This is a genomic window from Nocardiopsis sp. L17-MgMaSL7, from assembly GCF_003182025.1.
GTDB lineage: Bacteria > Actinomycetota > Actinomycetes > Streptosporangiales > Streptosporangiaceae > Nocardiopsis > Nocardiopsis prasina.
This window is the reverse complement of the sequence record NZ_QGTF01000001.1, coordinates 63,552-86,637: the sequence shown is the minus strand read 5'-3', so window position 1 is coordinate 86,637 and position 23,086 is coordinate 63,552. Positions and strand designations below refer to the sequence as shown.

Below are 23,086 nucleotides of genomic sequence, written 5' to 3'. Positions count from 1 at the left end.
CCTTCGGTGTCCTCGCCGCTACGCGGCTCGGACGGTCAGCTGTTCCCGACGATGGCCAGCGCCTCGTTGGCGGCGTTGACCATGATGTCCTCGGTGTTGTCCGGAAGGGCGAGGCTGTCGTGGTCGCCCCGGGTGGTGTCGAGGTAGTAGGTCACCGTGATGATCAGGTTGTCCTGACGCATCAGCAGGCTGGCCTCGGGGAGCTTCTCCCCGAGCAGGTCGGACTTGGTGATGACCAGGTGCGCCTCGCTGCCGAGACCCTCCACCTCCTCGTCCACCTCGATGTCCGCGGCGTCGTAGCGGTCCGACTCGGAGTCGCCCCGGATGCGCTCCAGCGTGTACTGGATGTCCTCGGAGGCGGCCTCCGGGGAGTCGCTGGCGCTGTAGGGGAGCTTGAAGCCCACCTCCAGCGAGCCGAAGCCCTCGGTGGAGCTGCTCTCGGGGAGGTCGCCGAGGTTGGAGCAGCTCGACGTGTTGTCGGAGACGTACTTGCTGCCGCTGTCACGGAGGACGAAGTCCGTCTGCACCTGGTCGGTGAAGGACTCGCAGGGCTCGGTGGGCAGGGCGTGGGGCGGGTCGCCGAGGGCGCCGTTCGAGGCGGGGGTGTCCTCCTCCGCGGGCTCCTCCTCCGCGGGCTCCTCCTCTTCTGTGACCTCCGATGTCTCGTCGGGGCCGGAGGCGATCTCCTCGCCGCCGTTGCCGTTGGTGACGAGCATGATGACCACGGCGATCACCAGGACGACGATGACCACGCCGCCGCCGATGACCACCCACAGGCCGGCCTTGCTGCCGCCGCCGCCCTGCTGGGGCGGCTGCGCGGGCGGGTACCCGCCGGGGCCCATCGGGCCGCCCGGGCCCATGGGGCCGCCGGGCCCGGGGCCGTACGGCGGCTGGCCGCCCGCGTACATGCCCTGGTCGTGGCCGGGGGCACCCGGGTAGGGGCCGCTCTGGTCGTGGCCGGGGGCGCCTTGGTAGGGCCCCTGGCCGTAGCCGGGCTGTCCGCCGGTGGCGGCGTCACCGTAGGGGTTCCCCTGCGGCGGGCCGTAGGGCGGCTGTCCGCCGGTGCCGTCCCCGCCACCGTAAGGATTCTGCGGTGGCTGGTTGTAAGGTCCGTTTTCGCTCATGGCTCCCCTCGCCCGGTGATGTGGTGACCGTCATGTGTGAGGCGCACGTAGGCGCCCGTGAGTTCTCACGAGTTCCCGTGATCTGGCCACCGGCGGATCGCCGGGTGGGTGACAGCACGGGGAACCGTGGGGGAGGTGGGCCCGCCTCGGACGCCGTGACCGCGGGCGAGAGCGGACGGGCGAGGGCGGGAGTTCCCCGTGTCGTGAGGAGGTCCCCGGTTCAAACGGGGGCGCCGACCGCCGCGTGAGGTGCCAGCGGGTCGGTTCCCCGCAGGCCAGGGGTCGGGACGCCTTGCATCTTAGCCCTGACCGGTGTCAACGGGGCAGGCCGGACCTGGGGTTGGAGGGTGAATCGTCACCGTTTCGTGCTTCTGACACGCCAGTTGGTCATTTGCGTGACTTAATCGTGATGTCCTCGCATGGACGGGGCGGCGAATCCTCGGGTATTGGAGCGCGTCGGCGGCACGGCCGCTGCCCACGGGACGCGCGGTCCGAAGCCCGCCCCTGACCTGTGAGACCGCGCCGGACCGCGTCACCGTGTGCGTCGTGTGGCTCCCGTGGCCGGTAGCGGCCAGGGGGAACGTGTCCGCCACCGGTGCCCCCGGGTCAGAACATCGAGATGTGCACGTGGTCGAAGTGGTTCTCGGTCATGTTGCCCCGGTCGGACATGTCCCGCCAGCCCTCGTCGCCGCGCCGCACGTCCCAGATCTGCTGGCGGTAGATGATGTACATGATCCCCAGGTCGTCGGCGTTCTCCATGGCCCACTCCGAGATCGCCCAACCGCGGTCGATCTCCTCCTGGCTGGGCATGCCGCCGTTCGGGTCCAGCATGAAGTCGCAGGCCCGGCCCTTGGGGTGCTCGCCGACCACGAAGCCGCCGTCGGGCCGGTAACAGCCGACCCCGCCCACGTCGTCGCCGCGTCCGAACTCCTCGATCACCAGGTCCCGCATCTGTTCCGTGCGGGGGGTGATGCTGTTGTGCGACTGCATGGGCTGGTTCGGGTGGTCGGCGATCAGAACGTGCACCTCCGACCGGCGGTCCTCCAGCTCGGTGAGGTCATCCGAGGCCTCGTCCAGCCGCTCCTGGGCGTTCTGCTGGGCCACCTCGTCGCGCGAGAGCGCCTGGTTCAGGTGGTCGATCTTCTCCTGGTTCGTGGTGGTCAGGTAGTCGATGACCACGGCCCGATCGATGACCTCGTCCGGTTCGGCCTCCACGAACAGCGACATGGCCGGGTCGATCCCGCTGCTGGTGTAGGTGGCCACCGCAAGGGAGACCACCTGGTCGCGAGCCTCCTTGACCTCCTTGCGGGTGCCGTCGGCGCGGTCCTGCGCCCGTTCGGCCTCCTCCATCACCGCCTCCATGTCCCGCAGTTCGCCCTCGTACTCCTCCGTCAGGGTCGCGGCCCGGGACTTGAGGTCGCTCATGCTCTCCGGCTCCCGGGGCGGAAGCCCGGGGGCCGGGGCGGCCGAGGCGGACAGGGGGACCAACGCCGTGGCGGCGACCAGGGAGAGGCAGAGCGCGGCCACCCGCGCTCCACCGGGACGAACGAGGGACGCCAGCCCGGACCCAGCCGACACGGACAGCGCACGCGCGCCCTCGGCCAGGTCGGCCAGGGCCTCACGCCGGGTGCGGGCCGGGGGGTCGGGTGCCCAGAAGTCCGCGTGGTCGTCGGCGGTGCCCCGTGGACGACCGGACCCCACCGCACCACCGGGGCGCACTGTGTCTTCGGTCTGTGCTCTGTCCTCGAACTGCACGGTGTGGTCTCCTCGGGCCCACACGCGCCCCTGCCTGCGGGCACGGGCGCTGTGGGTGCGTCTGATCGTCTTTCCCGGGCGGGCGCGGCGGCCTGCGGCTGCCAGCTGCCCTCGGTGCTCATGGCGCGTGCGCGCCCATGAAGAGTCACGGGACGGTAATGAGTGTAGGCACTCATGAGGACTTTCGGGTGGGAGAGTACGGTACGTCTCTCCCACAAAGGCCTCGATGTGTTCTAAATAACCATATTCAGGTCAAGTATTTTGCTGAACCGACCCGGTCACCCATGGTTGAGTTGGTGCCGTGAAGGCTCCTGAGCACGGCAAAGCGACCCCCGCCACCACGGCGAACACCACCCGGCGGTGCGTTCCGCTGCCCGGCGGTCGCTGTCGCATGCCCCGTTAGTCACCTCTGACACCGAGCCGTCCGGCCCCGCGCCGGGCCACCCCGGGGCCGCCCTCCGCACGCCCCCCGCGACCGCCGGACGTACCGGCGCGTCGCCGCCGCCCGCCAGGTGGGCGCTTCGTACGCTCGGGTGTGGGCGTCAAACCCACGCTGAGTCCAGAGCCCTCCTGTGTCCGCGAGCGGTCTCCGGGACACCACCGCCAGACGTCGATGGGAAAACCGTGATTGACGCAGTGGGTCTACACAAGACCTACAGGTTGAAGAAACGCCAGGTGCACGCCCTGAACGGGGTGGACCTGCATGTCGAGTCCGGCGAGATCTTCGGGGTCGTGGGCCAGAGCGGTGCGGGCAAGAGCACCCTCCTGCGCTCGGTGAACCTGTTGGAACGCCCCGACAGCGGCACCGTGCGCGTGGGGGACGAGGAACTCACCTCCCTTCGCGGCTCCCGCCTGCGCGCGGCCCGGAGGGGGATCGGCATGGTGCACCAGCACTTCGCCCTGCTCTCCTCCCGCACGGTCGCGGGCAACGTCGGCTTCCCCTTGGAGGTCGCCGGGGTCTCCCGCTCCAAGCGCGCGACCCGGGTGGGCGAACTCCTGGAACTCGTGGGCCTGGGGGACAAGGCGCGCGCCTACCCCTCCCAGCTCTCGGGCGGGCAGAAGCAGCGCGTGGGCATCGCCCGCGCCCTGGCCTCCGACCCCCACGTCCTGCTGAGCGACGAGGCCACCTCGGCCCTGGACCCCGCCACCACCGACTCGATCCTGGCCCTGCTGCGCCGCCTGCGCGACGAACTGGGCCTGACCATCCTGCTGATCACCCACGAGATGGACGTGATCAAGCGGATCTGCGACTCGGCGGCGATCATGGAGAACGGCGAGTTCCTGGAGTCCGGCCGCGTGCTGGACCTCATCGGCACCCCGGGGTCCCTCCTGGCTCGCTCCCTCTTCCCCCTGCCGGACAACGGCGGCCCCCAGAGCGTGGTCATCACCTACCCGCGCTCCTTCGACGAGCCCTTCATGTCCGAACTCACCCGCCGCTTCGACGTGGACGTCAACATCCTCGGCGGCGGCGTGGAACAGGTCGCCGGGCAGTCCGTGGGACGCCTCAGCGTCGACATGCGCGGGGAGCGCCGCCGTGAGGCGCTCAGCTACCTGTCCGAGCACGGCCTGCTGGTCGAGGAGGCCGGAAAGTGACCATCAACCCCGCCGACGTCCTCGTCCTCGCCCAGGAGGGCAACGCGGTCTCCGCCATCGGAGACTTCCTCGCGGACTGGCCCAACATGTGGCCCAGCCTGTGGCTCGGCACCCAGGACACCATCTACATGGTGTGGTGGGCGACCGTCTTCAGCGTCCTGGTCGGCCTGCCGCTGGGTGTGCTCCTGGTGGCCACCGACAGGGGCGGCCTCATCCCGGCCCCGGCGGTGCGCGCCGTGCTCAGCGCCATCGTCAACATCGGCCGTTCGCTGCCCTTCATCGTCCTCATGGTGGCGGTGCTGTCCCTGACCCGCTTCCTGGTCGGCACGACCCTGGGCCCCACAGCCGCGATCGTGCCGCTCAGCATCGGCGCCATCCCGTTCTTCGCCCGACTGGTGGAGACCTCCCTGCGCGAGGTCGACCGCGGGGTGGTCGAGGCCGCGCACGCGATGGGCACCCGCAAGTTCACCATCGTGGGCAAGGTGATGCTGCCCGAGGCCATGCCCGGTCTGATCGCCGGTCTGGTGATGACCGTGGTCACGCTCATCTCGTACTCCGCGATGGCCGGTGCCATCGGCGGCGGCGGGCTGGGCGACCTCGCCATCCGCGAGGGCTACCAGCGCTTCAACGACCACTACCTGTGGGCCACCGTGATCCTGCTGATCGTGATCGTGCAGGTCGCGCAGAGCCTGGGCGACCTGCTCGTGCGCAGGCTGTCCCGGCGCTGACCCGGCCCCCACCCCCCGACACGACCCCCTCGCCCCCCTCCAGAGCGATACGGAACCAACGGCAAGGAGACATCGATGACAGGGACGAACGTGCTGCGAGGGGTCGCCGCGGCCGGTGCGGCGGCGGTCCTGCTGGCGGGCTGCGGAAGCCCCAGTGAGCGGGCGGCCGACGACGGCGGTGAGGAGGGCGTCGTGACCCTGCGGGTCGGCGCCACCCCGCTGCCGCACGCGGAGATCCTGGAGTTCGTCAACGACGAGCTGGCGGCCGACGCCGGACTGGCCGTCGAGGTGGTCGAGTACACCGACTACAACCAGCCGAACGCGGCCCTGGCCGAGGGCGAGCTGGACGCGAACTACTACCAGACGGTCCCCTTCCTGGAGGAGTACCTGGAGGGCAACCCGGGCACCGAGCTGTCCTACGTGGCCGACGTGCACCTGGAGGCCTTCGGCCTGTACTCCGAGAACCTCGCGGACCTGGACGACCTCCCCGAGGGCGCGAAGATCGCCGTGCCCAACGACGCCTCGAACATGGACCGGGCCATGCGCCTGCTCGAGGAGCAGGACGTGATCACCCTGGCCGACGGCACGGACGGCCAGGCCACGGAGTCCGACATCGAGGACAACCCTCTGGACGTCACGATCACTCCGGTGGAGGCGGCCCAGTTGCCGCGCTCCCTCCAGGACGTGGACGCGGCCGTGGTCAACGGCAACTACGCCCTGGAGGCGGACCTGCCCGAGACCGCCAACGCGCTGGCCTGGGAGGAGACCGAGGACAACCCGTACGCCAACGGTCTGGTCGTACGCACGGAGGACGTGGAGTCGGAGGACCTGGTCCGGCTCAACGACCTCCTGCACAGCCAGGAGGTGCGCGACTTCATGGAGGAGCGCTGGCAGGGCATCGTGGTCCCGGTCGGGCCCGGCTCGGACTAGTCCGGGCCTCCCGTGCCTCGCGATCGGCCCCGGTGGGACACCCCGCCGGGGCCGTCCGCTTGCGGGGAGGGAGCGTAACGGTTGAATCTCGGGGCGGGGTGACTCCGTTGACTCACGAGGGGGTGTCTGCTTCGGTGACTGGGAGCGCTCCCAAGCGATCCACCCGCCACGGAAGGTGCGTACCGAAGCAGTGAGCAACCCCAACGACTTCCCCGAAGGCTTCCTCTGGGGGGCGGCGACCGCCTCCTTCCAGATCGAGGGCGCCACCACCGCCGACGGTCGAGGCCGCAGCATCTGGGACACCTTCGCCGACACCCCCGGCAAGGTCCTCAACGGGGACACAGGTGACCCCGCCGACGACCACTACCACCGCTACGCCGAGGACGTAGCCCTCATGCGGCGCCTCAACCTCGGCGCCTACCGCTTCTCCGTCGCCTGGCCGCGCGTCGTCCCCGACGGCACCGGCCCCGTGAACCAGGCCGGGATCGACTTCTACGACCGCCTGGTCGACAGCCTCCTGGAAGCGGGCACCCAGCCCTGGGCCACCCTCTACCACTGGGACCTGCCCCAGCCCCTCGAGGACGCCGGAGGCTGGCCCGCCCGGGACACCGCCTACCGCTTCGCCGACTACTCGCGGGTGGTCGCGGAGGCCCTCGGGGACCGCGTCACCCACTGGATGACCATCAACGAACCCTGGTGCGCCGCCTTCCTCGGCTATGAGAACGGCCACCACGCCCCCGGCCGCCGGGACGCCGCGGCCGCCCTGGCGGCCACCCACCACCTGCTGCTGGGCCACGGCCTGGCCGCCGAGGCGATCCGTTCCACCGGCCACCCCTCGAAGATCGGCCTGGCGCACAACCAGGCGGTGATCCGGCCGCACGGCGCCAACGCGGCCGACGCCCGGGCGGCGCGCCGCGCGGACGGCGTGCGCAACCGCATCTTCACCGACCCCCTGCTCAAGGGCTCCTACCCCGCCGACGTCGTGGCCGACCTCGCCGACATCAGCGACTTCTCGTTCGTGCTTGAGGGCGACCTGGAGACCATCTCCACGCCCCTGGACTTCCTGGGAGTCAACTACTACTCGCCCGAGTTCGTCGCGGGCTCGGCCAAGGGCATCGACCCCGCCCTGGTCAGTGGTGACGGCGACGCCTGGCTGGGCGCTGGTCCCGACGAGGTGCACGTTTCCCAGGGGCTGCCCGTCACCCACATGGGCTGGGAGATTGACCCCACCGGCCTGTACGACGTCCTCCAGCGGCTGGCGGGGGAGAGCGGCGGCGTCGACCTGTACGTGACCGAGAACGGGTGCGCGTTCGAGGACACGGTCAGCGAGGACGGCGCGGTCCACGACCCCGACCGCACCGACTACTACGAGGGGCACCTGCGGGCCGCGAGGGAGGCGATCCACGCCGGGGTGCCGTTGCGCGGTTACTTCGCCTGGTCACTTCTGGATAATTTCGAGTGGGCATGGGGATACTCCCGCCGGTTCGGGATCGTCCACGTCGACTACGAGACGCAGGAGCGCGTGGTCAAGGACACCGGGCACTGGTACGCGGAGCTGGCCAGGACCGGCCGGTTCCCCGAGAGGTAGACCACCTGCGGTCGACCCGAGTGTCCGTGGGGCCCGTCGTACGGGCGCCCCACGAACGCTCGGGTCGACCCGTGCCCGAGCGCACACACAACCGCCGTCCGGGAGACCGGCGGCACGACGTCCAAGGAGCCCCAAGTGGCCAAGAGTGGCGGTCGGCAGCGACCGACCCTGGAGATGGTGGCGGAACGGGCCGGGGTCGGCCGCGGCACCGTCTCCCGGGTGATCAACGGGTCGTCCCAGGTCAGCCCGAGGACCCGCGAGGCCGTCCACGACGCGATCGCCGAACTGGGGTACACCCCCAACCAGGCGGCGCGCACCCTGGTGACCCGACGCACGGACACGATCGCGCTGGTCGTCTCCGAGTCGCGGGACCGCCTGTTCGCGGACCCGTTCTTCGCCGACATCATCCGAGGGGTGAGTTCGGTGCTGCACGAGCGGGACCTCCAGCTCATGCTCACCACCGCCCGGGGCGAGGCCGAGCACAAGCGCGTGGGCGAGTACCTCAGCGGCTCGCACGTGGACGGTGCCCTCCTGGTGTCCCTGCACCGTGACGACCCCCTCACCTCGCGCCTGGCCGAGTCCGGGGTGCCCGTGGTCCACGGCGGCCGCCCCTACTCCGACGCCCAGCCCGCGCCGTTCCGCGTCGACATCGACAACCTCGAAGGCGCGAGGGTGGCCACCCGCCACCTGCTGGACGCCGGGTACTCCAGGATCGCCACCATCACCGGACCGCAGGACATGAACGCCGGTGTGGCGCGCCTGCGCGGGTACCGCGAGAGCATGATCGCCGCCGACCGGAAGGTGGACGAGCGCCTCGTGGTCCAGGGCGACTTCAGCGTCGAGGGCGGGGCCGAGGCCATGGCCCGACTGCTGGACCAGGGCGGCGAACCCGACGCGGTCTTCGCGGCCTCCGACATGATGGCTGTCGGCGCCATCCGCACGCTGCGCGAACGCGGCCTCAGCGTGCCCGGGGACGTCGCGCTGGTCGGCTTCGACGACACCCTCATGGCCCGGCACAGCGACCCGTCGCTGACCACCGTCCACCAGCCCACGGTCCAGATGGGCCAGGAGATGGCCCGACTGCTCGTGGACGTGGCGATCCCGCGCACCGCCGAGGCCCGGACCATCCTCCTCGACACCCGACTGGTGGTGCGCGACTCCGCCTGAGGCCCGGACGGGCGCGGGCCGCCCACCGGCACGTTCGCCCCCGTGACCGCTGGACTCGCGTGTGCCGCCTGTGCGAGGCTGGTCGCGATTTCGCGGAAGACGGTGGGGGCACATGAAGTCGACGCGGGAACCGACCCACGCCAGGTGCGCGATCTCCGCGTGCGGGTGGTGCGACCGGAACGGGAACCACTGCCGGTTCTGTTCCGGGACGGGGTGGTGGCGGCCCGAGCGGCCGCACCGGGAGGTCAACGGGCTGGTCGTCTGGCACCGGGTCGAGGAGCCCTGCCGGGGCTGTGCCGGAACCGGCAAGGAACACGGGTCGAACGCCGCGTCCTGAACCGCGTCACGGGGGAGTGGTCCCCCCACGCCCGTTGCGAGGGCACCCGACACCGAGCCCCGAGGGGCTCGTGAGCAAACGTGGAGGAACATTGCGCTGGGTCACCTATCTGTCACCGAGCGGTGGCGGCGCGCGCGTGGGCGCGCTGGACGACGGTGACGTGATGGGCAGCCCGGGGACGCGGAGCCTCGGCGAACTGCTGGAGGGCGGGAACGACGCCCTGGCGGACGCGCACGAGCGGGCCGTGAACGGCGCGATCGAGATCATCGTCGAACCCGAGGCCCGCATGTGCGCCCCGGTCGCGCCTACCGCGCCGGTGTCGGTGCGCGCGGGGGACCGCGTGTTCGACATCGGCCCCGAGCTGGTGCGCGGGGTCGACGACGCGGTGGCGCCCGAGGCGCGGTCGGCCCGGGTGGGCGTGGCCGCCCTGGCAGGGGGGTCGGGACCCACGAGCGCCTACACCCCCGCCTGCCTCTGGCTGGACGCGTCGGGTGAGCCCGTGGAACTGATCCTCGGCCCGGTCCTGACCACCGCCGACGATCTGTCCGGTGAAGCGGTGGAACTCAGCACCTCGGTGGACGACAAGGAGAACGGGCGCGGCCGGGTCGAGCCCGGCCACGACTGGCTGGTGTCGGGGCCCGGACGGGTCCGCGCGCTGCTGCCGGTGGCCACCCCCGCCTTGGACGCGGACGACGAACTCTTCGTGGACGCCGGAGAACTGGGCACCTACGAGGTCAGGGTCGGCTCCCAGGTCTGAGCAAACCGTGCCAGGCCCGGGCTCAGGGGGTGAACTCCCAGTGCCAGGGCTCGAACCCGCCGCGGGCCCAGTCCGGGTTGTGCCAACCGTGCTCCGGGCCGTGGTCGAGCATCCACCGGTGCTCCGGGGTGTCGAGTTCGTTCACGCCACCGCACAGGTCCACGGCGACGCCCAGCCCGTGCGCGCTGGTACCCGGCTCGGCCGCCATCCCGGGGAGCATCTCCTGGAAGAGGCGCACCTGCTCGTGGTACGGCCGGTAGGAATCGGTCACACACATCGGGCGGCCGAACTCTGACCGGAAATCCCCGTCGAGCTCGATGAAGGCGGCGGCGGCGTCGGCGCGCAGCCGCTCGCCGGGCTGCGGCAGCGGACACAGGACCCCGTCCGGCGCCCGCCCGTTCCGGAAGTCCCCGGTGCCTCCGGCGCAGCCGCCGTCCCCGGCGGCCTCCTGGGCGCTCTCCCGCTCGCCCTCCGTGCCGCTCACGGCCCCACGGGCGTCCGCCAGGGCCTCCTTGCGGCGTGTCTCCTCGTTCCCGGGGTCCCGGGTGTCGGCCAGGGCGGCCTCCAGCCGGGTCTGCTGTTCCAGGAGCTTCTCGGTCCGCTGCTCCTGGGCGGCTATGGCCTCCAGTGCGGTCTCCCGAGCGGTCTCCGCCGCCTCGGTGGCCTCGGCCTGTTCCCGCTCGGCGGACTCCGCCGCCTCGGCCAGGGTGTCGGTGGCCACCTGCGAGGCCTGGGCCCGGGCGAGGTCGGCCGAGCGGCGCTCCCCGAACAGGAGGAGGTAGGCGCCGCGCTCCAGGGCGTGGGTGGGCCCCTCCGCGCTGGTCCAGGCCTGCATGAGGCTCAGGTCCGCGCCCTTGTAGGCGCTGGCGGCCTGGCGGGCCGCGCCCAGCCGGGCGCCCTCGTGGTGCCGGTCCGCCGCGTCCGCGCGGTGGTCTGCGGCCTCGCGCTCGTCGGTGAGCTCCTCCAGCCGGGCGCTCTCCTCCTCGTAGGCCAGGATGCGCTCCGTGGCGCTCTCCCGCAGGGCGGTCACCTCCGCGCGCGCCGTGGCCAGCTCCACGCGCAGCCGGTCCAGGTCCGCCGATTCGGGATCGGCGATCCCGGCGGTCCCCGGGGCCGCACAGGTGAGGGCGAACAGAAGCGCGGTGCTCAGTGGAAGCAGTGCCCGGACCGAAAAGCGGAGGGGCGCACGGCACGGTCCTGAACTGCGAGGAATGCCATGGGCGATGTGATGGTTACTCCGGGTGATCGAATCTGGGCGCGGCGAGGTGCGCATTTCCGCCTTCCCCTCAGGGCCTGCGTACACGTCCTCTCACGATGTCACGGAGGGCAGGCGTGGCAGTGGAAGCTGGTGGTGTGTCCAAATAGTTACCTCCTTGTCCGGCCGGTTTTCGGTCGACCAGTCTGACCTGGGGGATTGGTCCTAATGCGGGCAGGGAGGGGATTACGGCCACCGTTGGCCTCGGATGATCTTGCTTGATGGGCATCAATCGCCCGAAGCGAGCCCTTCTCGCCCATTGGTACGCTATGCACCGCACGCGCACCACGACTGTGTCGGTGCGCGGCGCCTCTCCTCCCAGGCGAGTCCGGCGGACAGTCTTCACATCTCCCCACATTCCCACTGCTTCCTGTTTCTGGTGGACCACTGTGGTCATGCCGACCTTCCGGTCTGGAGCGGTCCGATCCCTGGGTTCAACAGCCGTTCGAGGCGGTGACACGAAAGGTTGCGAGGGTCCGTGTCGACACGAGCGACGAAAAGCGGGGCCAGCGCTCAGAGCGAGGCAGCGCAGGCCGAAAACGCCGATGCCAAGCCCCGGCGCAGAGCCAACTGGTGGCGGCCACGTAACTGGCGGGTGCGCTCCCGACTGGTGGCCCTCATCGTCATCCCGACCGCCGTCGCGCTAGCGCTCGGCGGACTGCGGGTCTACGAGGCCTCGGTCTCCACCGTCACCCACGCGCACATCGAGGACCGCGCCCAAGTGGGCGTCCTCATCGTGGACCTGGCCAACCAGCTGGGCCGCGAGCGCACGGCCAGCGCCGTCTTCATCTCCGACAACGCGGACCCGGACCGACGTTCGGACGAACTCCGCCAGGAGATGGAGACCGAGCGGGCCGCCACACTCGACCTCCAGAGCACCCTGAACGCCCGTCTGGACGACATGGGCGCGATGGACGGCGACCTGGCGCAGACCAGGCTCGCCGCGATGCGCAGCCAGCTCTCCACACTGGAGTCCCTGCGCACCGAGGTCGACTCGACCCGCATCACGGTCCTGCCCGTCGTGACCAAGTACCGGACCATCGCCCGGTCGCTGTCCGACTTCAACCAGACCATCGCGGACGAGACCAACGACACCGAGCTGCGTGAGGCCGTCCGCGCCCTCACCGCGCTGTCGAACGCCCGTGACCAGCTCTCCTACGAGACCGCGCTGATGGGCCACTCCCTGGCCCGCAACACGATGACCGGCGGTATCTCCGAGGCCATCGACTCCAGCCGGGCCCGCTACGAGAACGAGATCTCGAACTTCATTCAGGCCGCCTCTCCCCAGCAGCGCGCGGTGTTCGACGAGAACTTCACCGGTCTCGAGGTCAGCCAGGTCTCCACCATGCGGATGCGCGTCATGTACCGCGCCGACCGTGGCGACCCCCTGACCAACGTCACCCCCAACGACGGCCCCGAGGACTACGCGGCCATCGCGGACACCGCCCTGGAGCGCCTCAAGACGGTTGAGTCCGGCCTGGCGGAGGGCATCGCCGCCGACGCCAACGACCTGCGCGACCAGGCCCTGTTCCGCGCGATCATGGACCTCATCATCGTCGCGGGCGTGCTCCTGGCCGTCTTCATCCTGACCTCCCTCGTGGTCCGTTCCCTGGTGCGCCCGCTGCGCACCCTGGAGGACGGCGCGCGCCGCGTCGCCGAGCGCGACCTGCCCGAGGCGATCAACCGGATGCAGGAGGCCGGGACGGTCCCCGAGTCCGTCAAGGTCAGCCCCATCGAGGTGCACACCCACGACGAGATCGGCGAGGTCGCCCGCGCCTTCGACGACGTCCACAGGGTCGCCCTGACCCTGGCCTCCGACGAGGCCGCGCTGCGCAGCAACGTCAACGCGATGTTCGTCAACCTCTCCCGCCGAAGCCAGACCCTGGTGGAGCGGCAGCTGCGCCTGATCGACGGTCTGGAGCAGTCGGAGCAGGACGCCGACCGCCTCTCCGACCTCTTCCAGCTGGACCACCTCGCCACGCGTATGCGGCGTAACAACGAGAACCTGCTGGTCCTGTCCGGTCAGGACAACACCCGCAAGTGGGCCCAGCCCGTCCCGCTGGTCGACGTCCTCCGAGGCGCCGTCTCCGAGGTCGAGCAGTACGAGCGCGTCAACGTGCGCGCCCCCTCCCACATCTCGGTGCTCGGCCGTCCGGTCAACGACGTCATCCACCTCGTCGCCGAGCTGGTGGAGAACGCCACCTCGTTCTCCCCGCACGACACCGAGGTGCTCGTCAGCGCCAAGATCATGGACAGCGGCGCCGTGCAGGTCGACGTGACCGACAGCGGCATCGGGATGGCCCCGGAGGACCTCGCGGCGATCAACGCCCGCCTGGCAGCCCCGCCGGTCATCGACGTCGCGGTCTCGCGCCGCATGGGCCTGTTCGTGGTCTCGCGCCTGGCGCACCGCCACGGCATCCGCATGGGTCTCAAGGAGGCGCACGGCGGCGGCACCACCGCCAGCGTCGTCTTCCCGCCGGACCTGCTCATCACCCCGGTCGAGGGCCAGCACGCCCTGGGCGGGGTCGGGAACCGCCCCGAGCTGTCCGCCGGGGCGCCCGACACCTTCGCCGAGGCTGAGGCGGCCTTCGCCGCCAGCCCCGCCGCCGAGGAGCCGAACGACCCCTGGAACAGCCAGGAGTCCGGCGACCTCACCGGCGACCTGGGCGGGTTGCCCAAGCGCAAGCCCGTCGGCGGCCGCACGGAGGAGCACCCGCCCAGCGGCCAGGACCTGTGGAACACCACCAGCACCGGCTCCGTCTGGGAGGCGCCCAACCGCGCCGAGGGCCTGTCGCCCAACAGCGGTCTGACCGACAACGCCAACCCGGTCGTGGACCCCTACGACGTGCCCGAGGAGGACGAGCCGAGGCAGGAGGAGTCCACCGGTCGCAGCCTGTTCGACCCGGCCCCCCGCAACAGCACGGACACGGGTTCGTTCAGCGCCCCGGACTCCGGCTCCTTCCGCCGTCCCACCGACACGGGCACCTTCGGCCGCCCCGCCTCGGAGAAGGGCGGATTCGGGAGGAATCCCGAGCCCGAGAACCGGAGCTCGGACTCCTACGACGTCTTCGGCACCGGCACCCACCGGAGCGGGGCCTTCGACACCGGGTCCCGCGAGTCCCGCCAGCCGGAGCCCCCGGCGGCGCCGGCCCGCGGTGAGGACAACACCGAGACCTTCCCGGCGATCTCCTCCTGGGACAGCGGCGCGCAGCAGCCCCAGCAGGCCGCTCCGCAGCCCCAGCAGCCCGAGTCCAACACCACCGGGAACTGGCGCACCGGGGGCGGCGACTCGCGGGAGGGCTATGGTTCCACTGCCTACCTGTCGCGCCGCTATGGTGGCGCCCAGGGCCCGAACAGCACCGTGGTCCCGGCGGCCCCGTCCGGCCAGGACGCGGACTCGCTGCCGATCTTCGACGCGATCGAGTCCAACTGGTTCAAGCGCCGCACCGGCGGTCCCACCGTGGACACCACCGAGACCGGCCCGATCCAGCAGGTGCCCCCGGCGCCCCAGGAAACGCCGGAACCCCAGCGCACGCGCAGGGAACCCGCCCAGCAGCAGCCCGCGGCCAACCCCCGTTCCGAGCAGGAATGGAACTCGGCGGCAGACCGCGGCTGGAAGGCCGCGCGCACCGCGGCCGAGCCGCTTGCCGGTGGATTGACCACCTCGGGCTTGCCAAAACGGGTTCCCAAGGCAAACCTTGTTCCTGGTACCGCACCCAAGCCGGAGAACTTCAAGCAGATGCCCACCAGAAGCGCGGACCGGGTCCGCAACCGCTTCTCGGGCTTCCAGAAGGGCGTCCGCGACGGTCGGAACCGGCTCGGCGACAGTTCGACGGAGGAGTGACCCAAGTGACCAGTGGTGGGACGGGGTCCCTCACAGTCAGGGAAGCCGGATGCAATAGCATCAACCGAGCTTCTCGGACGCGCCACACCCATCGCTTGACGAGAGCGGAACACCAGACTCCCGGTCACCCCCACGGGAGGGGCCGGGTGGTTCGCAAAGGCAGTGCTGTCACATGCCGTGCCGGCGGTAGCAGTGCCCACAGATCGACCGGCGAACTTGGACAGGAGATCAGATGAGTCGACAGGTGAATGAACTCAACTGGTTGATCACTGACTTTGCCGACCGGGTACCCGACGTGGCCCACGCGATCGTCGTCTCCTCTGACGGCCTTCCGCTGGCCTCGTCCGCGGGCTTCCCGGCGGACCGGGCCGACCAGTTGGCCGCAATCGCCTCTGGTCTGTCCAGCCTGACGCAGGGCGCGGCCCGGGTGTTCGAGGGTGGAGCGGTCGCCCAGACCGTCGTCGAGATGGAGCGGGGGCTGATGCTCATCATGGCCATCAGCGACGGCTCGTGTCTCGCGGTCCTCGCGGCGGCCGAGAGCGACCTGGGTCTGGTCGCGTACGAGATGACCCTGCTCGTCGAGCGGGCGGGGCGGGCGCTGACACCAACGGCGCGCACCTCGGGAATCCACTGATCCACCACCGACAGGAGGAAGTGGTGGCACCTCACAGTAGAGATGCCGGGAGCGCCTCGTGGTTCGGACAACAGCCGGGCCATCCCTCCACCGGAGGGATGCCCGCAGTTCCGGGCGGCGGAGATGTTCCTCGACCAATCCAACAACCGTATGACCAACGACCCGCGCCGGGCAGCGCCCCCAGTTCGCTGGTGCGCCCCTACGCGGTCACCAAGGGCCGTACCAAGCCGAAGTCTCAGCTTCCCCTGGAGGCGCTGATCTCGGCCACCGCGGCGGCCCGGAACGAGTCAGGAACGCTGACGCCTGAATGGCAGGCGATCAGCGACCTGTGCCGGGAATGGCGATCCGTGGCGGAGATCTCCGCGCTGTTGCGGATGCCTCTCGGTGTGGCGCGGGTGCTTGTGGCGGACATGTCCGAGCAGGGACTGGTCCAGATCAGGTCTTCGCTCGACAACGACGCTCGCCCCAACACCAACCTGCTTGAAAGGGTGCTCAGTGGACTTCGCAAGCTCTAGCCCAGCCGAGGAAGGCGGTGCTGGGGGGAACGCGATGACGTCGGTCAAGATCGTCGTCGCCGGGGGCTTCGGTGTCGGGAAGACGACATTCGTTGGCTCCGTCTCCGAGATCGTGCCGCTGACGACCGAGGCGGTCATGACCAGCGCCAGCGTCGGGGTGGACGACCTCGCCAAGACGCCGGACAAGCAGACCACGACCGTCGCCATGGACTTCGGCCGTGTCTCCCTCGACTCCGACCTGATCCTGTACCTGTTCGGCACCCCCGGACAGCACCGGTTCTGGTTCATGTGGGACGACCTGGTCAAGGGTGCCATCGGCGCGGTCGTGCTGGTGGACACGCGACGCCTGGCCGACTGCTTCCCCGCGATCGACTACTTCGAAGAGGCGCGTCTGCCCTTCATCGTGGGCATCAACGGGTTCGACGGCTACTACCCCCACGCCGCAGACGAGGTCCGGGACGCGCTCACGCTCAGCCCGGAGATTCCCATCGTCCAGGTGGACGCCCGTGACAAGGCCTCCACCAAGTCGACGCTCATCACCCTCGTCGAGCACGCGATCACGGTGGGGGACCCCGAGGGCGCCGCAGGGCAGCAGCCCACCTCCACCGGGGGCCAGAACTCCTGGCGCTGACCAGGATCTGACCCGGGCCGGGGTCCCGCACGGAGTACGGCCCGGTTCCCGCACGTCGGGAACCGGGCGTCCGTGTTTTCCCTGACCTGGCATCATGGCGGCATGACCTCCTCCTCCCAACCCGACGCGGCCGAGATGACCCGACGCTTCCGAGACGTGGCCGAGCGGGTGCTCGACGCCCTCCTGGCCGACGACCCCGAGTGGGCTCTGGACCTGGGGGACACCCGGGGAGCCCACCGGCTCACCGACCACTCCGTCGAGGCCGACTCCCTGCGCGTCCGGCTCCTGACCGACGCGCTGGGTTCCCTGGACGAGATTGACGCGGACCTCGTCCCGACCGACGACCTGGTCGACCTGGAGATGCTCCGGACCAGGATCAGCGCGGACCTGTGGCACACGACCGAACTGCGCCCGCACACGTGGAACCCCCTGGTGCACTCACCGGGTGAGGCCCTCCACGCCCTCCTGGAACGGGACACCCTCCCGCCGGAGGAGCGCCTCGCGGCCCTGACCGCGCGCTGCGCCGCCCTGCCCGCCTACCTGGACACCGCGCGAGCCCGCCTGTCCGAGGGTCCCGGCATGCCCCGCGTGCACGTGGAGACCGCCCTGGGGCAGCTGGAGGGCGCCCGGGGGATGCTCGCCGAGGCCGTTCCGGCCCTGGCGGCCCAGCACCCCGAGCACGCCTCCGGACTCGAACCCGCCCGCGCCGCGGCCCTGGCCGCCCTCGACGAGTACACCTCCTGGATGCGCACCGAGCTGGAGTTCGCCACCGGGGACCCGCGCCTGGGCGCGCGACGGTTCGCCGCCCAGCTCTGGTACACGCTCGACTCCGAACTGTCCCCGGAGGCGCTCCTGGTACGCGCCGAGAGCGACCTCCTGGCCACGGAGGAGGCACTGGCCGAGGCCGCCGCCGAGTACACCGGTGAGCCGCGCCGCCCCGGCCAGGTCGCCGAGGTGCTCTCCGCCCTGGCCGACGAGTTCGAGATCTCCCCCGAGGGGGTCGTCCCCTCCTGTGTCGACGCCCTCGAACACCTCTACGCCCGGGTCCGGGAACTCGACCTGGCCACCGTCCACGACGACCCGGTCGAGGTCATCCCGATGCCGGTCTCCCGGCGGGGCGTGGCCGTGGCCTACTGCGACGCGCCCGGAGCGCTCGACCCCGACGCCTCCTCCCAGCCCACCTTCATCGCGGTGGCCCCGCCGCCCGAGGACTGGCCCGCGGAGCGCCAGGCCTCCTTCCTGCGCGAGTACAACGCGGGCATGCTGCGCAACCTGATGGTCCACGAGGCGATGCCGGGGCACGCCCTCCAGCTCGCCCACGCCGCTCGCCACCGGGGCCGGACCCGGGTGCGCTCGGCGCTGAGCAGCGGCACCTTCGTGGAGGGGTGGGCGGTCCACGCCGAGGACGTGCTGGCCGGTCACGGGTGGTCCGGAGGGTCCGACCCCGCCACCCGGCGCGCCAACCTCGGGCTGCGTCTGGTCCAGCTCAAGATGCGGCTGCGGGCCATCCTCAACGCGATCCTGGACGTGCGCGTGCACACCGGCGACCTCACCGAGTCCGAGGCCGTCGCCCTGCTGACCGAACGTGGCCACCAGGAGGAGGGGGAAGCCGTCGGCAAGTGGCGGCGCGCCCTGCTCACCAGCGCCCAGCTGTCCACCTACTACGTCGGCTACGCGGAGGTCTCCGACATCGCCCGGGATCTGGCGCTGGAGCGCCCCGGCGAACCGGTCGGCCGCCTGCACGACGCCATGCTCGCGCACGGCAACCCGTCCCCGCGCCACCTGCGTACCCTGCTCGGACTCTGAGCCACGGGTCAGTGGAGCACCTGAGCGCGCCACTGACCCGTCGCGCCACCCCCGGACCGCGGGGTCCGACGCTTCACCCGCCGCGCGCTCCTATGCTGGACGCGCGGCACGAAACGGTCAGGCGAGGGGGCGGACGAGCCATGCGCGGTACCCACGACGAACCCGGGAGCGGTGCGGACCGGCCGCCCGGCGCCGGAACCGGAACCCCGGACGGCCACGAACGGCTCTGGACGCCCCACCGCATGGCCTACATCAAGGGTGAGGGGAAGCCGACCGGGCCCGGAGCCGACGAAGGCTGCCCCTTCTGCCGCGCCCCCGGTCTGCCGGACGAGGAGGGCCTGGTGGTCGCCCGCGGCCGGTCCGCCTACGTGGTCCTGAACCTGTACCCCTACAACAGCGGCCACCTGCTGGTCTGCCCCTACCGGCACGTCTCCGAGTACACGTCGCTGGACGAGGGGGAGACCGCCGAGGTCGCCGCGCTCACCCGGGCCGGGCTCCGGGCGCTCACCGAGGCCTACGGTCCGGGCGGCTTCAACGTCGGCATGAACCTCGGTACCGTGGCCGGTGCCGGGATCGCCGCACACCTCCACCAGCACGTCGTGCCCCGTTGGGGCGGCGACACCAACTTCATGCCCGTGATCGGCCAGACCAGGGTCCTGCCCGAGATGTTGGAGCGGACCCGCGCCAGGCTGGCCGAGACCTGGCCCCGGAAGTGAGGCCGGGACCACCCGCGACCCCCACCCCAACGACTGCCCGTGGTCGACGCCACCCCCAGAGGGTGCGGCTCCCACTCCGACGACCGTTACCGTCCTACGATCACTAGAAGACATGCTGAGAATCCTTCGCCCCATGATCTCCCGGGTCACCGCTCCGCTCGGTCGGAGCCTGGCCCGCATCGGCCTGACGCCCAACCTCGTCACCATCATCGGTGCCACCGGTGTCGTCGTCAGCGCCCTCTACTTCTACCCCCGCGGCCAGCTCTACGCGGGTTCCGTGGTCATCACCGTCTTCGCCCTCTTCGACATGCTCGACGGAGCGGTGGCGCGGGCCAACGACAGCGGCAGCGCCTTCGGTGCCTTCCTCGACTCCAGCCTCGACCGGGTGGCCGACGCCGCGATCCTCGCCGGACTCATGTGGTGGTTCGTGGGTGAGGGCGACGATCCCATGCTCGCCGGACTCACCCTGTTCTGCCTGATTAGCGGCTTCATGGTCTCCTACATCAAGGCGCGGGCGGAGGGCCTGGGCGTCAACTGCGACGTCGGCGTGGCCGAACGCACCGAACGCCTGATCATCGTGCTGGTGGCGGTGGGCCTGAGCGAGCTCGGCGTTCCCTACATCCTCGCGGGCGGCCTCTGGCTCCTGGCCGTGATGAGCCTGCTCACCGTCCTCCAGCGCCTCGTCGAGACCCGCGCGCGCCTCAACGACCCCGGCTTCGCCGAGGGCGAGGACGAGAAGACCAGCAACGGCGCCTGACCACGCCGCCGAGGGGACCGAAGCACACGAGGACGAGGACGACGACGTGGACGAACGCATGGCCGACCTGGCCTACTCGGCGGGGTGGACGCTGGTCCGCCGCGCACCCGAGGGGGCGGGCCGGGCGGTGTTCCAGAGACTGGCCGACCGGGCCTGGCGCACCCACAACGACGGCACCCGGGGGCTGGAGCGCAACCTGCGCCGGCTGGTCGGGCCGAACGCCACGGACGCGCAGCTCAGGGCGTTGTCCAAGGCGGGGATGCGCTCCTACATGCGCTACTACTACGAGATGTTCCGCCTGCCCGCCATGGGCCGGGAGCACATCCTCGACCACACCCGCCAGACCGGGATCGAGGTGCTGGAGGAACACGTGAGGTCCGGGCGCGGAGTGGTGGCGGCCCTGCCGCACATGGGCAACTGGGACCACGCCGGGGCGTGGATCGCCGCGCGGGGCACCCGGCTCACCACCGTGGCCCAGCGGCTGCGCCCCGAGAGTCTCTACCAGCGGTTCACCTCCTACCGTGAGTCCCTGGGGATGGAGGTCCTGCCGCTGACCGGCGGTGCGGCCAACACCGTCGGGGTCCTCTCCCGCCGTCTGCGCGAGGGCGGACTGGTGTGCCTGCTCGCCGACCGCGACATCAACGGAACCGGGCTGGAGGTCGACCTCTTCGGAGAGAAGGCACGAGTCCCCTCAGGGCCCGCCGCCCTGGCCCTGAACACCGGGGCCGCCCTCATGCCGGTCTCCCTCTGGTACGACGGCCCCCACTGGCACGTCCGTGTCCACGACGAGGTCCCCGTCGCGGCGGAGGGCAGCCGCACCCAGCGCGTCCACGACACCACCCAGGCGCTGGTCCGGGTCCTCGAGGGAGCCATCGCGGAGCACCCCGAGGACTGGCACATGCTCCAGTCCGTCTTCAGCGCCGACCACGACGCCGACCGCGCCCGCCGTCACGAGGTCGAGGCGGCCGTGGCGCGCGACCGGGAACAGCGGCGGTGACCCGGGCGCGGACGCCCTCGGGAACCCCGGACGCCACCCCCCAGGCGGACGGGAGCGGGATGCGCGTCGGGATCGTCTGCCCCTACGCCTGGGACGTCCCCGGCGGGGTGCAGCAGCACGTGGGCGACCTCGCCGAAGCGCTCGGCGCCATGGGCCACGAGGTCTCCGTGCTGGCTCCGGTCGGCGACCCCGACCACCGGACCCCGCCCTACCTGGTCCCGGCCGGACGCCCGGTCCCGGTGCCCTACAACGGCTCGGTGGCCCGCCTCAGCTTCGGCCCCCGCACGGCGGCCCGGGTCCGCCGGTGGATCGCCGAGGGCCGCTTCGACCTGCTGCACATCCACGAACCCGCCGCTCCCAGCGTCTCCCTGCTGGCCTGCTGGGCGGCGGACGGGCCCATCGTGGCCACCTTCCACACCTCGAACCCGCGCTCGCGCGCCATGGCCGCGAGCTCCGGCGCTCTGCGCTCGGCCCTGGAGAAGATCAACGCGCGCGTGGCGGTCTCCGAGGCGGCCCGCCGCACCCTGGTCGAACACGTGGGCGGCGACGCCGTGCTCATCCCCAACGGGGTGTCCGTGCGCCGCTTCGCGCACGCCGAGCCGCTGCCCGGGTGGCCGGGGCGGGGTGGCTCGATCGGTTTCCTGGGCCGCCTGGACGAACCCCGCAAGGGGCTGGCCACCCTCCTGGAGGCCTTCTCCCGGATGGCGCCGCACCGGCCCGAGCTGCGCCTGCTCGTGGCCGGACCGGGCGAGGCCGACCTGTCCGGTGTCCCCGACTCCCTGCGGGACCGCGTGGTGTTGCCGGGGCGGCTCGACGACGCCGACAAGATCCGCGCCTACCACTCCACCGACGTCTTCTGCGCGCCCAACCTGGGTGGGGAGAGCTTCGGCATCGTCCTGACCGAGGCGATGGCAGCCGGGGCCGCGATCGTCGCCAGCGACATCCCCGCCTTCGGGGCGGTCCTGGACGGCGGCGCGGCCGGGGAGCTGTTCCGGGTGGGCGACGCCGATCACCTGGCCGAGCGCGCGGCGGCCCTGCTCGACTCGCCCGAACGCCGGGCCGGGCTCTCGGAGGCCGCACGCGTTGCCGTGCGCGCCTACGACTGGGACACCGTCGCCGCCGACATCGCCCACGTGTACGAGACCGTCCTGACGTCGGGAGAGGGGGCCGACGCCGGGGTCCGGCTGGACGGCGGACGCCGTTCCTCCGGTGCGCCCCGCCGCGCGCACCCGCGGCTGCGGGGTGAGCGGTCCTGATCGAGGACGTTCGCTTCGTCACCCTGGTCGCGGCGATCCTGATCGCGCTGGTCCTGCTCGGCTTCTACCTGTCGTGGCGGGCCACCCGGCTCGACCGCCTCCACCACCGGGTGGAGACCGCGCGCGCCGCCCTGGACGCGGCTCTGCTGCGCCGGGCCGCGGCCGTCCTCGACCTCGCCGCCGACCCCGGTCTGGACCGGGAGGCGGCCGGGAGGCTCGCGGCGGCCGCCAACGCGGCGCGCCGGGCGGGGGAGGGGGAGCGCGAACTCACGGAGAGCCGGCTCTCCCAGGCGCTGCGCGCCGCCTTGGACCCCCCGGACGCCGGGCTGGCCCCGGACCGGCTGGACGAGGTGACGGTCGCCGCGCGCGGCGTGTACCTGGCCAGGGTGTTCCACAACGACGCCGTGTCCGACACCAGGCGCGCGCGCCGCTCACGACTGGTCCGCCTCCTGCGCCTGGCGGGTACCGCCGCGCTGCCCCACTACTTCGAGATGGACGACCAACCGCCCCGGCGCTGACCGGGCGATCGGGACGGCACTCCGACGAGGTGGCCACACCTCACACACCGATACTCCAGCCTGGCCAAAGGCCGCGAAACGGGTGGAACTAGGATGGGGTGCTGGTCGACCCGGTGCGCGCCGCCGACGGCGCCCGCGCGCGTGCGTGCGGTCGCCGGGCGCGCCCGCCGCGTCGCAT

20 protein-coding genes are annotated in these 23,086 nt (G+C 71.5%); 17 read left to right on the top strand and 3 right to left on the bottom strand.

The window, feature by feature from the left end:
- Positions 1 to 35: 35 nt before the first annotated feature.
- Positions 36 to 1,124: a hypothetical protein gene (locus BDW27_RS00405; protein ID WP_110047773.1), complete on the bottom strand. Its 1,089-nt coding sequence runs from the start codon at positions 1,122 to 1,124 to the stop codon at positions 36 to 38.
- A gap of 606 nt (positions 1,125 to 1,730) precedes the next feature.
- Complete coding sequence (locus BDW27_RS00400; protein ID WP_110048073.1) at positions 1,731 to 2,825, bottom strand: hypothetical protein; 1,095 nt, start codon at positions 2,823 to 2,825, stop codon at positions 1,731 to 1,733.
- A gap of 690 nt (positions 2,826 to 3,515) precedes the next feature.
- Between BDW27_RS00400 and BDW27_RS00395 the strand changes: the two genes are divergently transcribed.
- From BDW27_RS00395 to BDW27_RS00365, 7 genes are all read left to right on the top strand, one after another.
- Entirely contained in the window at positions 3,516 to 4,472 is a 957-nt protein-coding gene (locus BDW27_RS00395; RefSeq protein WP_026129542.1) for a methionine ABC transporter ATP-binding protein, read from the top strand.
- Positions 4,469 to 5,200 carry a methionine ABC transporter permease gene (locus BDW27_RS00390; RefSeq protein ID WP_017546203.1) on the top strand — a complete coding sequence of 244 codons (732 nt, stop codon included), beginning with the start codon at positions 4,469 to 4,471 and terminating at the stop codon, positions 5,198 to 5,200. Before BDW27_RS00395 ends, BDW27_RS00390 begins: the two co-directional genes overlap by 4 nt.
- A 75-nt stretch (positions 5,201 to 5,275) precedes the next feature.
- Positions 5,276 to 6,130: a MetQ/NlpA family ABC transporter substrate-binding protein gene (locus BDW27_RS00385; RefSeq protein WP_110047772.1), complete on the top strand. Its 855-nt coding sequence runs from the start codon at positions 5,276 to 5,278 to the stop codon at positions 6,128 to 6,130.
- 190 nt (positions 6,131 to 6,320) lie between these two features.
- Positions 6,321 to 7,718, top strand: a complete 1,398-nt coding sequence (locus BDW27_RS00380) for a GH1 family beta-glucosidase (protein ID WP_110047771.1) — start codon at positions 6,321 to 6,323, stop codon at positions 7,716 to 7,718.
- A 135-nt stretch (positions 7,719 to 7,853) separates the two neighbouring features.
- Positions 7,854 to 8,885 carry a LacI family DNA-binding transcriptional regulator gene (locus BDW27_RS00375; RefSeq protein WP_017546200.1) on the top strand — a complete coding sequence of 344 codons (1,032 nt, stop codon included), beginning with the start codon at positions 7,854 to 7,856 and terminating at the stop codon, positions 8,883 to 8,885.
- A 112-nt stretch (positions 8,886 to 8,997) separates the two neighbouring features.
- Positions 8,998 to 9,222, top strand: a complete 225-nt coding sequence (locus tag BDW27_RS27630; protein WP_017546199.1) for a hypothetical protein — start codon at positions 8,998 to 9,000, stop codon at positions 9,220 to 9,222.
- Positions 9,223 to 9,313: 91 nt separating this feature from the next.
- Complete coding sequence (locus tag BDW27_RS00365) at positions 9,314 to 9,979, top strand: hypothetical protein (protein WP_110047770.1); 666 nt, start codon at positions 9,314 to 9,316, stop codon at positions 9,977 to 9,979.
- Positions 9,980 to 10,001: 22 nt separating this feature from the next.
- Here BDW27_RS00365 and BDW27_RS00360 read toward each other — a convergent pair whose 3' ends face one another.
- The gene (locus BDW27_RS00360; RefSeq protein ID WP_017546197.1) at positions 10,002 to 11,036 is read right to left on the bottom strand and encodes a D-alanyl-D-alanine carboxypeptidase family protein; all 1,035 of its coding nucleotides are present in this window, start codon (positions 11,034 to 11,036) and stop codon (positions 10,002 to 10,004) included.
- Between the two features lie 793 nt (positions 11,037 to 11,829).
- On the opposite strand from BDW27_RS00360, the gene BDW27_RS00355 reads away from it, so the two are divergent.
- From BDW27_RS00355 to BDW27_RS00310, 10 genes are all read left to right on the top strand, one after another.
- The gene (locus tag BDW27_RS00355; protein ID WP_199560504.1) at positions 11,830 to 15,078 is read left to right on the top strand and encodes a nitrate- and nitrite sensing domain-containing protein; all 3,249 of its coding nucleotides are present in this window, start codon (positions 11,830 to 11,832) and stop codon (positions 15,076 to 15,078) included.
- A 232-nt stretch (positions 15,079 to 15,310) separates the two neighbouring features.
- A complete protein-coding gene (locus BDW27_RS00350) occupies positions 15,311 to 15,712 on the top strand; it encodes a roadblock/LC7 domain-containing protein (protein ID WP_014909276.1) in 402 nt (133 codons plus the stop codon).
- Between the two features lie 98 nt (positions 15,713 to 15,810).
- Positions 15,811 to 16,227, top strand: coding sequence for a DUF742 domain-containing protein (locus BDW27_RS00345; protein WP_233515572.1), 417 nt, complete (start codon positions 15,811 to 15,813; stop codon positions 16,225 to 16,227).
- A gap of 34 nt (positions 16,228 to 16,261) precedes the next feature.
- Complete coding sequence (locus BDW27_RS00340; protein ID WP_017546195.1) at positions 16,262 to 16,858, top strand: ATP/GTP-binding protein; 597 nt, start codon at positions 16,262 to 16,264, stop codon at positions 16,856 to 16,858.
- Between the two features lie 135 nt (positions 16,859 to 16,993).
- Entirely contained in the window at positions 16,994 to 18,664 is a 1,671-nt protein-coding gene (locus BDW27_RS00335; protein ID WP_110048072.1) for a DUF885 domain-containing protein, read from the top strand.
- Between the two features lie 140 nt (positions 18,665 to 18,804).
- Positions 18,805 to 19,380, top strand: coding sequence for an HIT domain-containing protein (locus BDW27_RS00330; protein ID WP_110047767.1), 576 nt, complete (start codon positions 18,805 to 18,807; stop codon positions 19,378 to 19,380).
- A 133-nt stretch (positions 19,381 to 19,513) separates the two neighbouring features.
- Positions 19,514 to 20,137, top strand: a complete 624-nt coding sequence (pgsA, locus tag BDW27_RS00325) for a phosphatidylinositol phosphate synthase (protein ID WP_017546192.1) — start codon at positions 19,514 to 19,516, stop codon at positions 20,135 to 20,137.
- Between the two features lie 46 nt (positions 20,138 to 20,183).
- On the top strand, positions 20,184 to 21,134 hold the full coding sequence (locus tag BDW27_RS00320) for a phosphatidylinositol mannoside acyltransferase (protein WP_017546191.1): 951 nt from the start codon (positions 20,184 to 20,186) through the stop codon (positions 21,132 to 21,134).
- 59 nt (positions 21,135 to 21,193) lie between these two features.
- On the top strand, positions 21,194 to 22,390 hold the full coding sequence (locus tag BDW27_RS00315) for a glycosyltransferase family 4 protein (RefSeq protein WP_110048071.1): 1,197 nt from the start codon (positions 21,194 to 21,196) through the stop codon (positions 22,388 to 22,390).
- A 23-nt stretch (positions 22,391 to 22,413) separates the two neighbouring features.
- The gene (locus tag BDW27_RS00310; RefSeq protein ID WP_233515602.1) at positions 22,414 to 22,908 is read left to right on the top strand and encodes a hypothetical protein; all 495 of its coding nucleotides are present in this window, start codon (positions 22,414 to 22,416) and stop codon (positions 22,906 to 22,908) included.
- The last annotated feature ends 178 nt before the right edge of the window (positions 22,909 to 23,086 follow it).

Excerpts from the sequence above, each read along its gene's own strand:
- BDW27_RS00405 (WP_110047773.1), bottom strand. The coding sequence starts at position 1,124 with ATGAGCGAAAACGGACCTTACAACCAGCCACCGCAGAATCCTTACGGT.
- BDW27_RS00385 (WP_110047772.1), top strand. The coding sequence starts at position 5,276 with ATGACAGGGACGAACGTGCTGCGAGGGGTCGCCGCGGCCGGTGCGGCG.
- BDW27_RS27630 (WP_017546199.1), top strand. The coding sequence starts at position 8,998 with ATGAAGTCGACGCGGGAACCGACCCACGCCAGGTGCGCGATCTCCGCG.
- BDW27_RS00350 (WP_014909276.1), top strand. The coding sequence starts at position 15,311 with ATGAGTCGACAGGTGAATGAACTCAACTGGTTGATCACTGACTTTGCC.
- BDW27_RS00345 (WP_233515572.1), top strand. The coding sequence starts at position 15,811 with ATGCCCGCAGTTCCGGGCGGCGGAGATGTTCCTCGACCAATCCAACAA.
- BDW27_RS00340 (WP_017546195.1), top strand. The coding sequence starts at position 16,262 with ATGACGTCGGTCAAGATCGTCGTCGCCGGGGGCTTCGGTGTCGGGAAG.
- BDW27_RS00335 (WP_110048072.1), top strand. The coding sequence starts at position 16,994 with ATGACCCGACGCTTCCGAGACGTGGCCGAGCGGGTGCTCGACGCCCTC.
- BDW27_RS00330 (WP_110047767.1), top strand. The coding sequence starts at position 18,805 with ATGCGCGGTACCCACGACGAACCCGGGAGCGGTGCGGACCGGCCGCCC.
- pgsA (WP_017546192.1), top strand. The coding sequence starts at position 19,514 with ATGATCTCCCGGGTCACCGCTCCGCTCGGTCGGAGCCTGGCCCGCATC.
- BDW27_RS00315 (WP_110048071.1), top strand. The coding sequence starts at position 21,194 with ATGCGCGTCGGGATCGTCTGCCCCTACGCCTGGGACGTCCCCGGCGGG.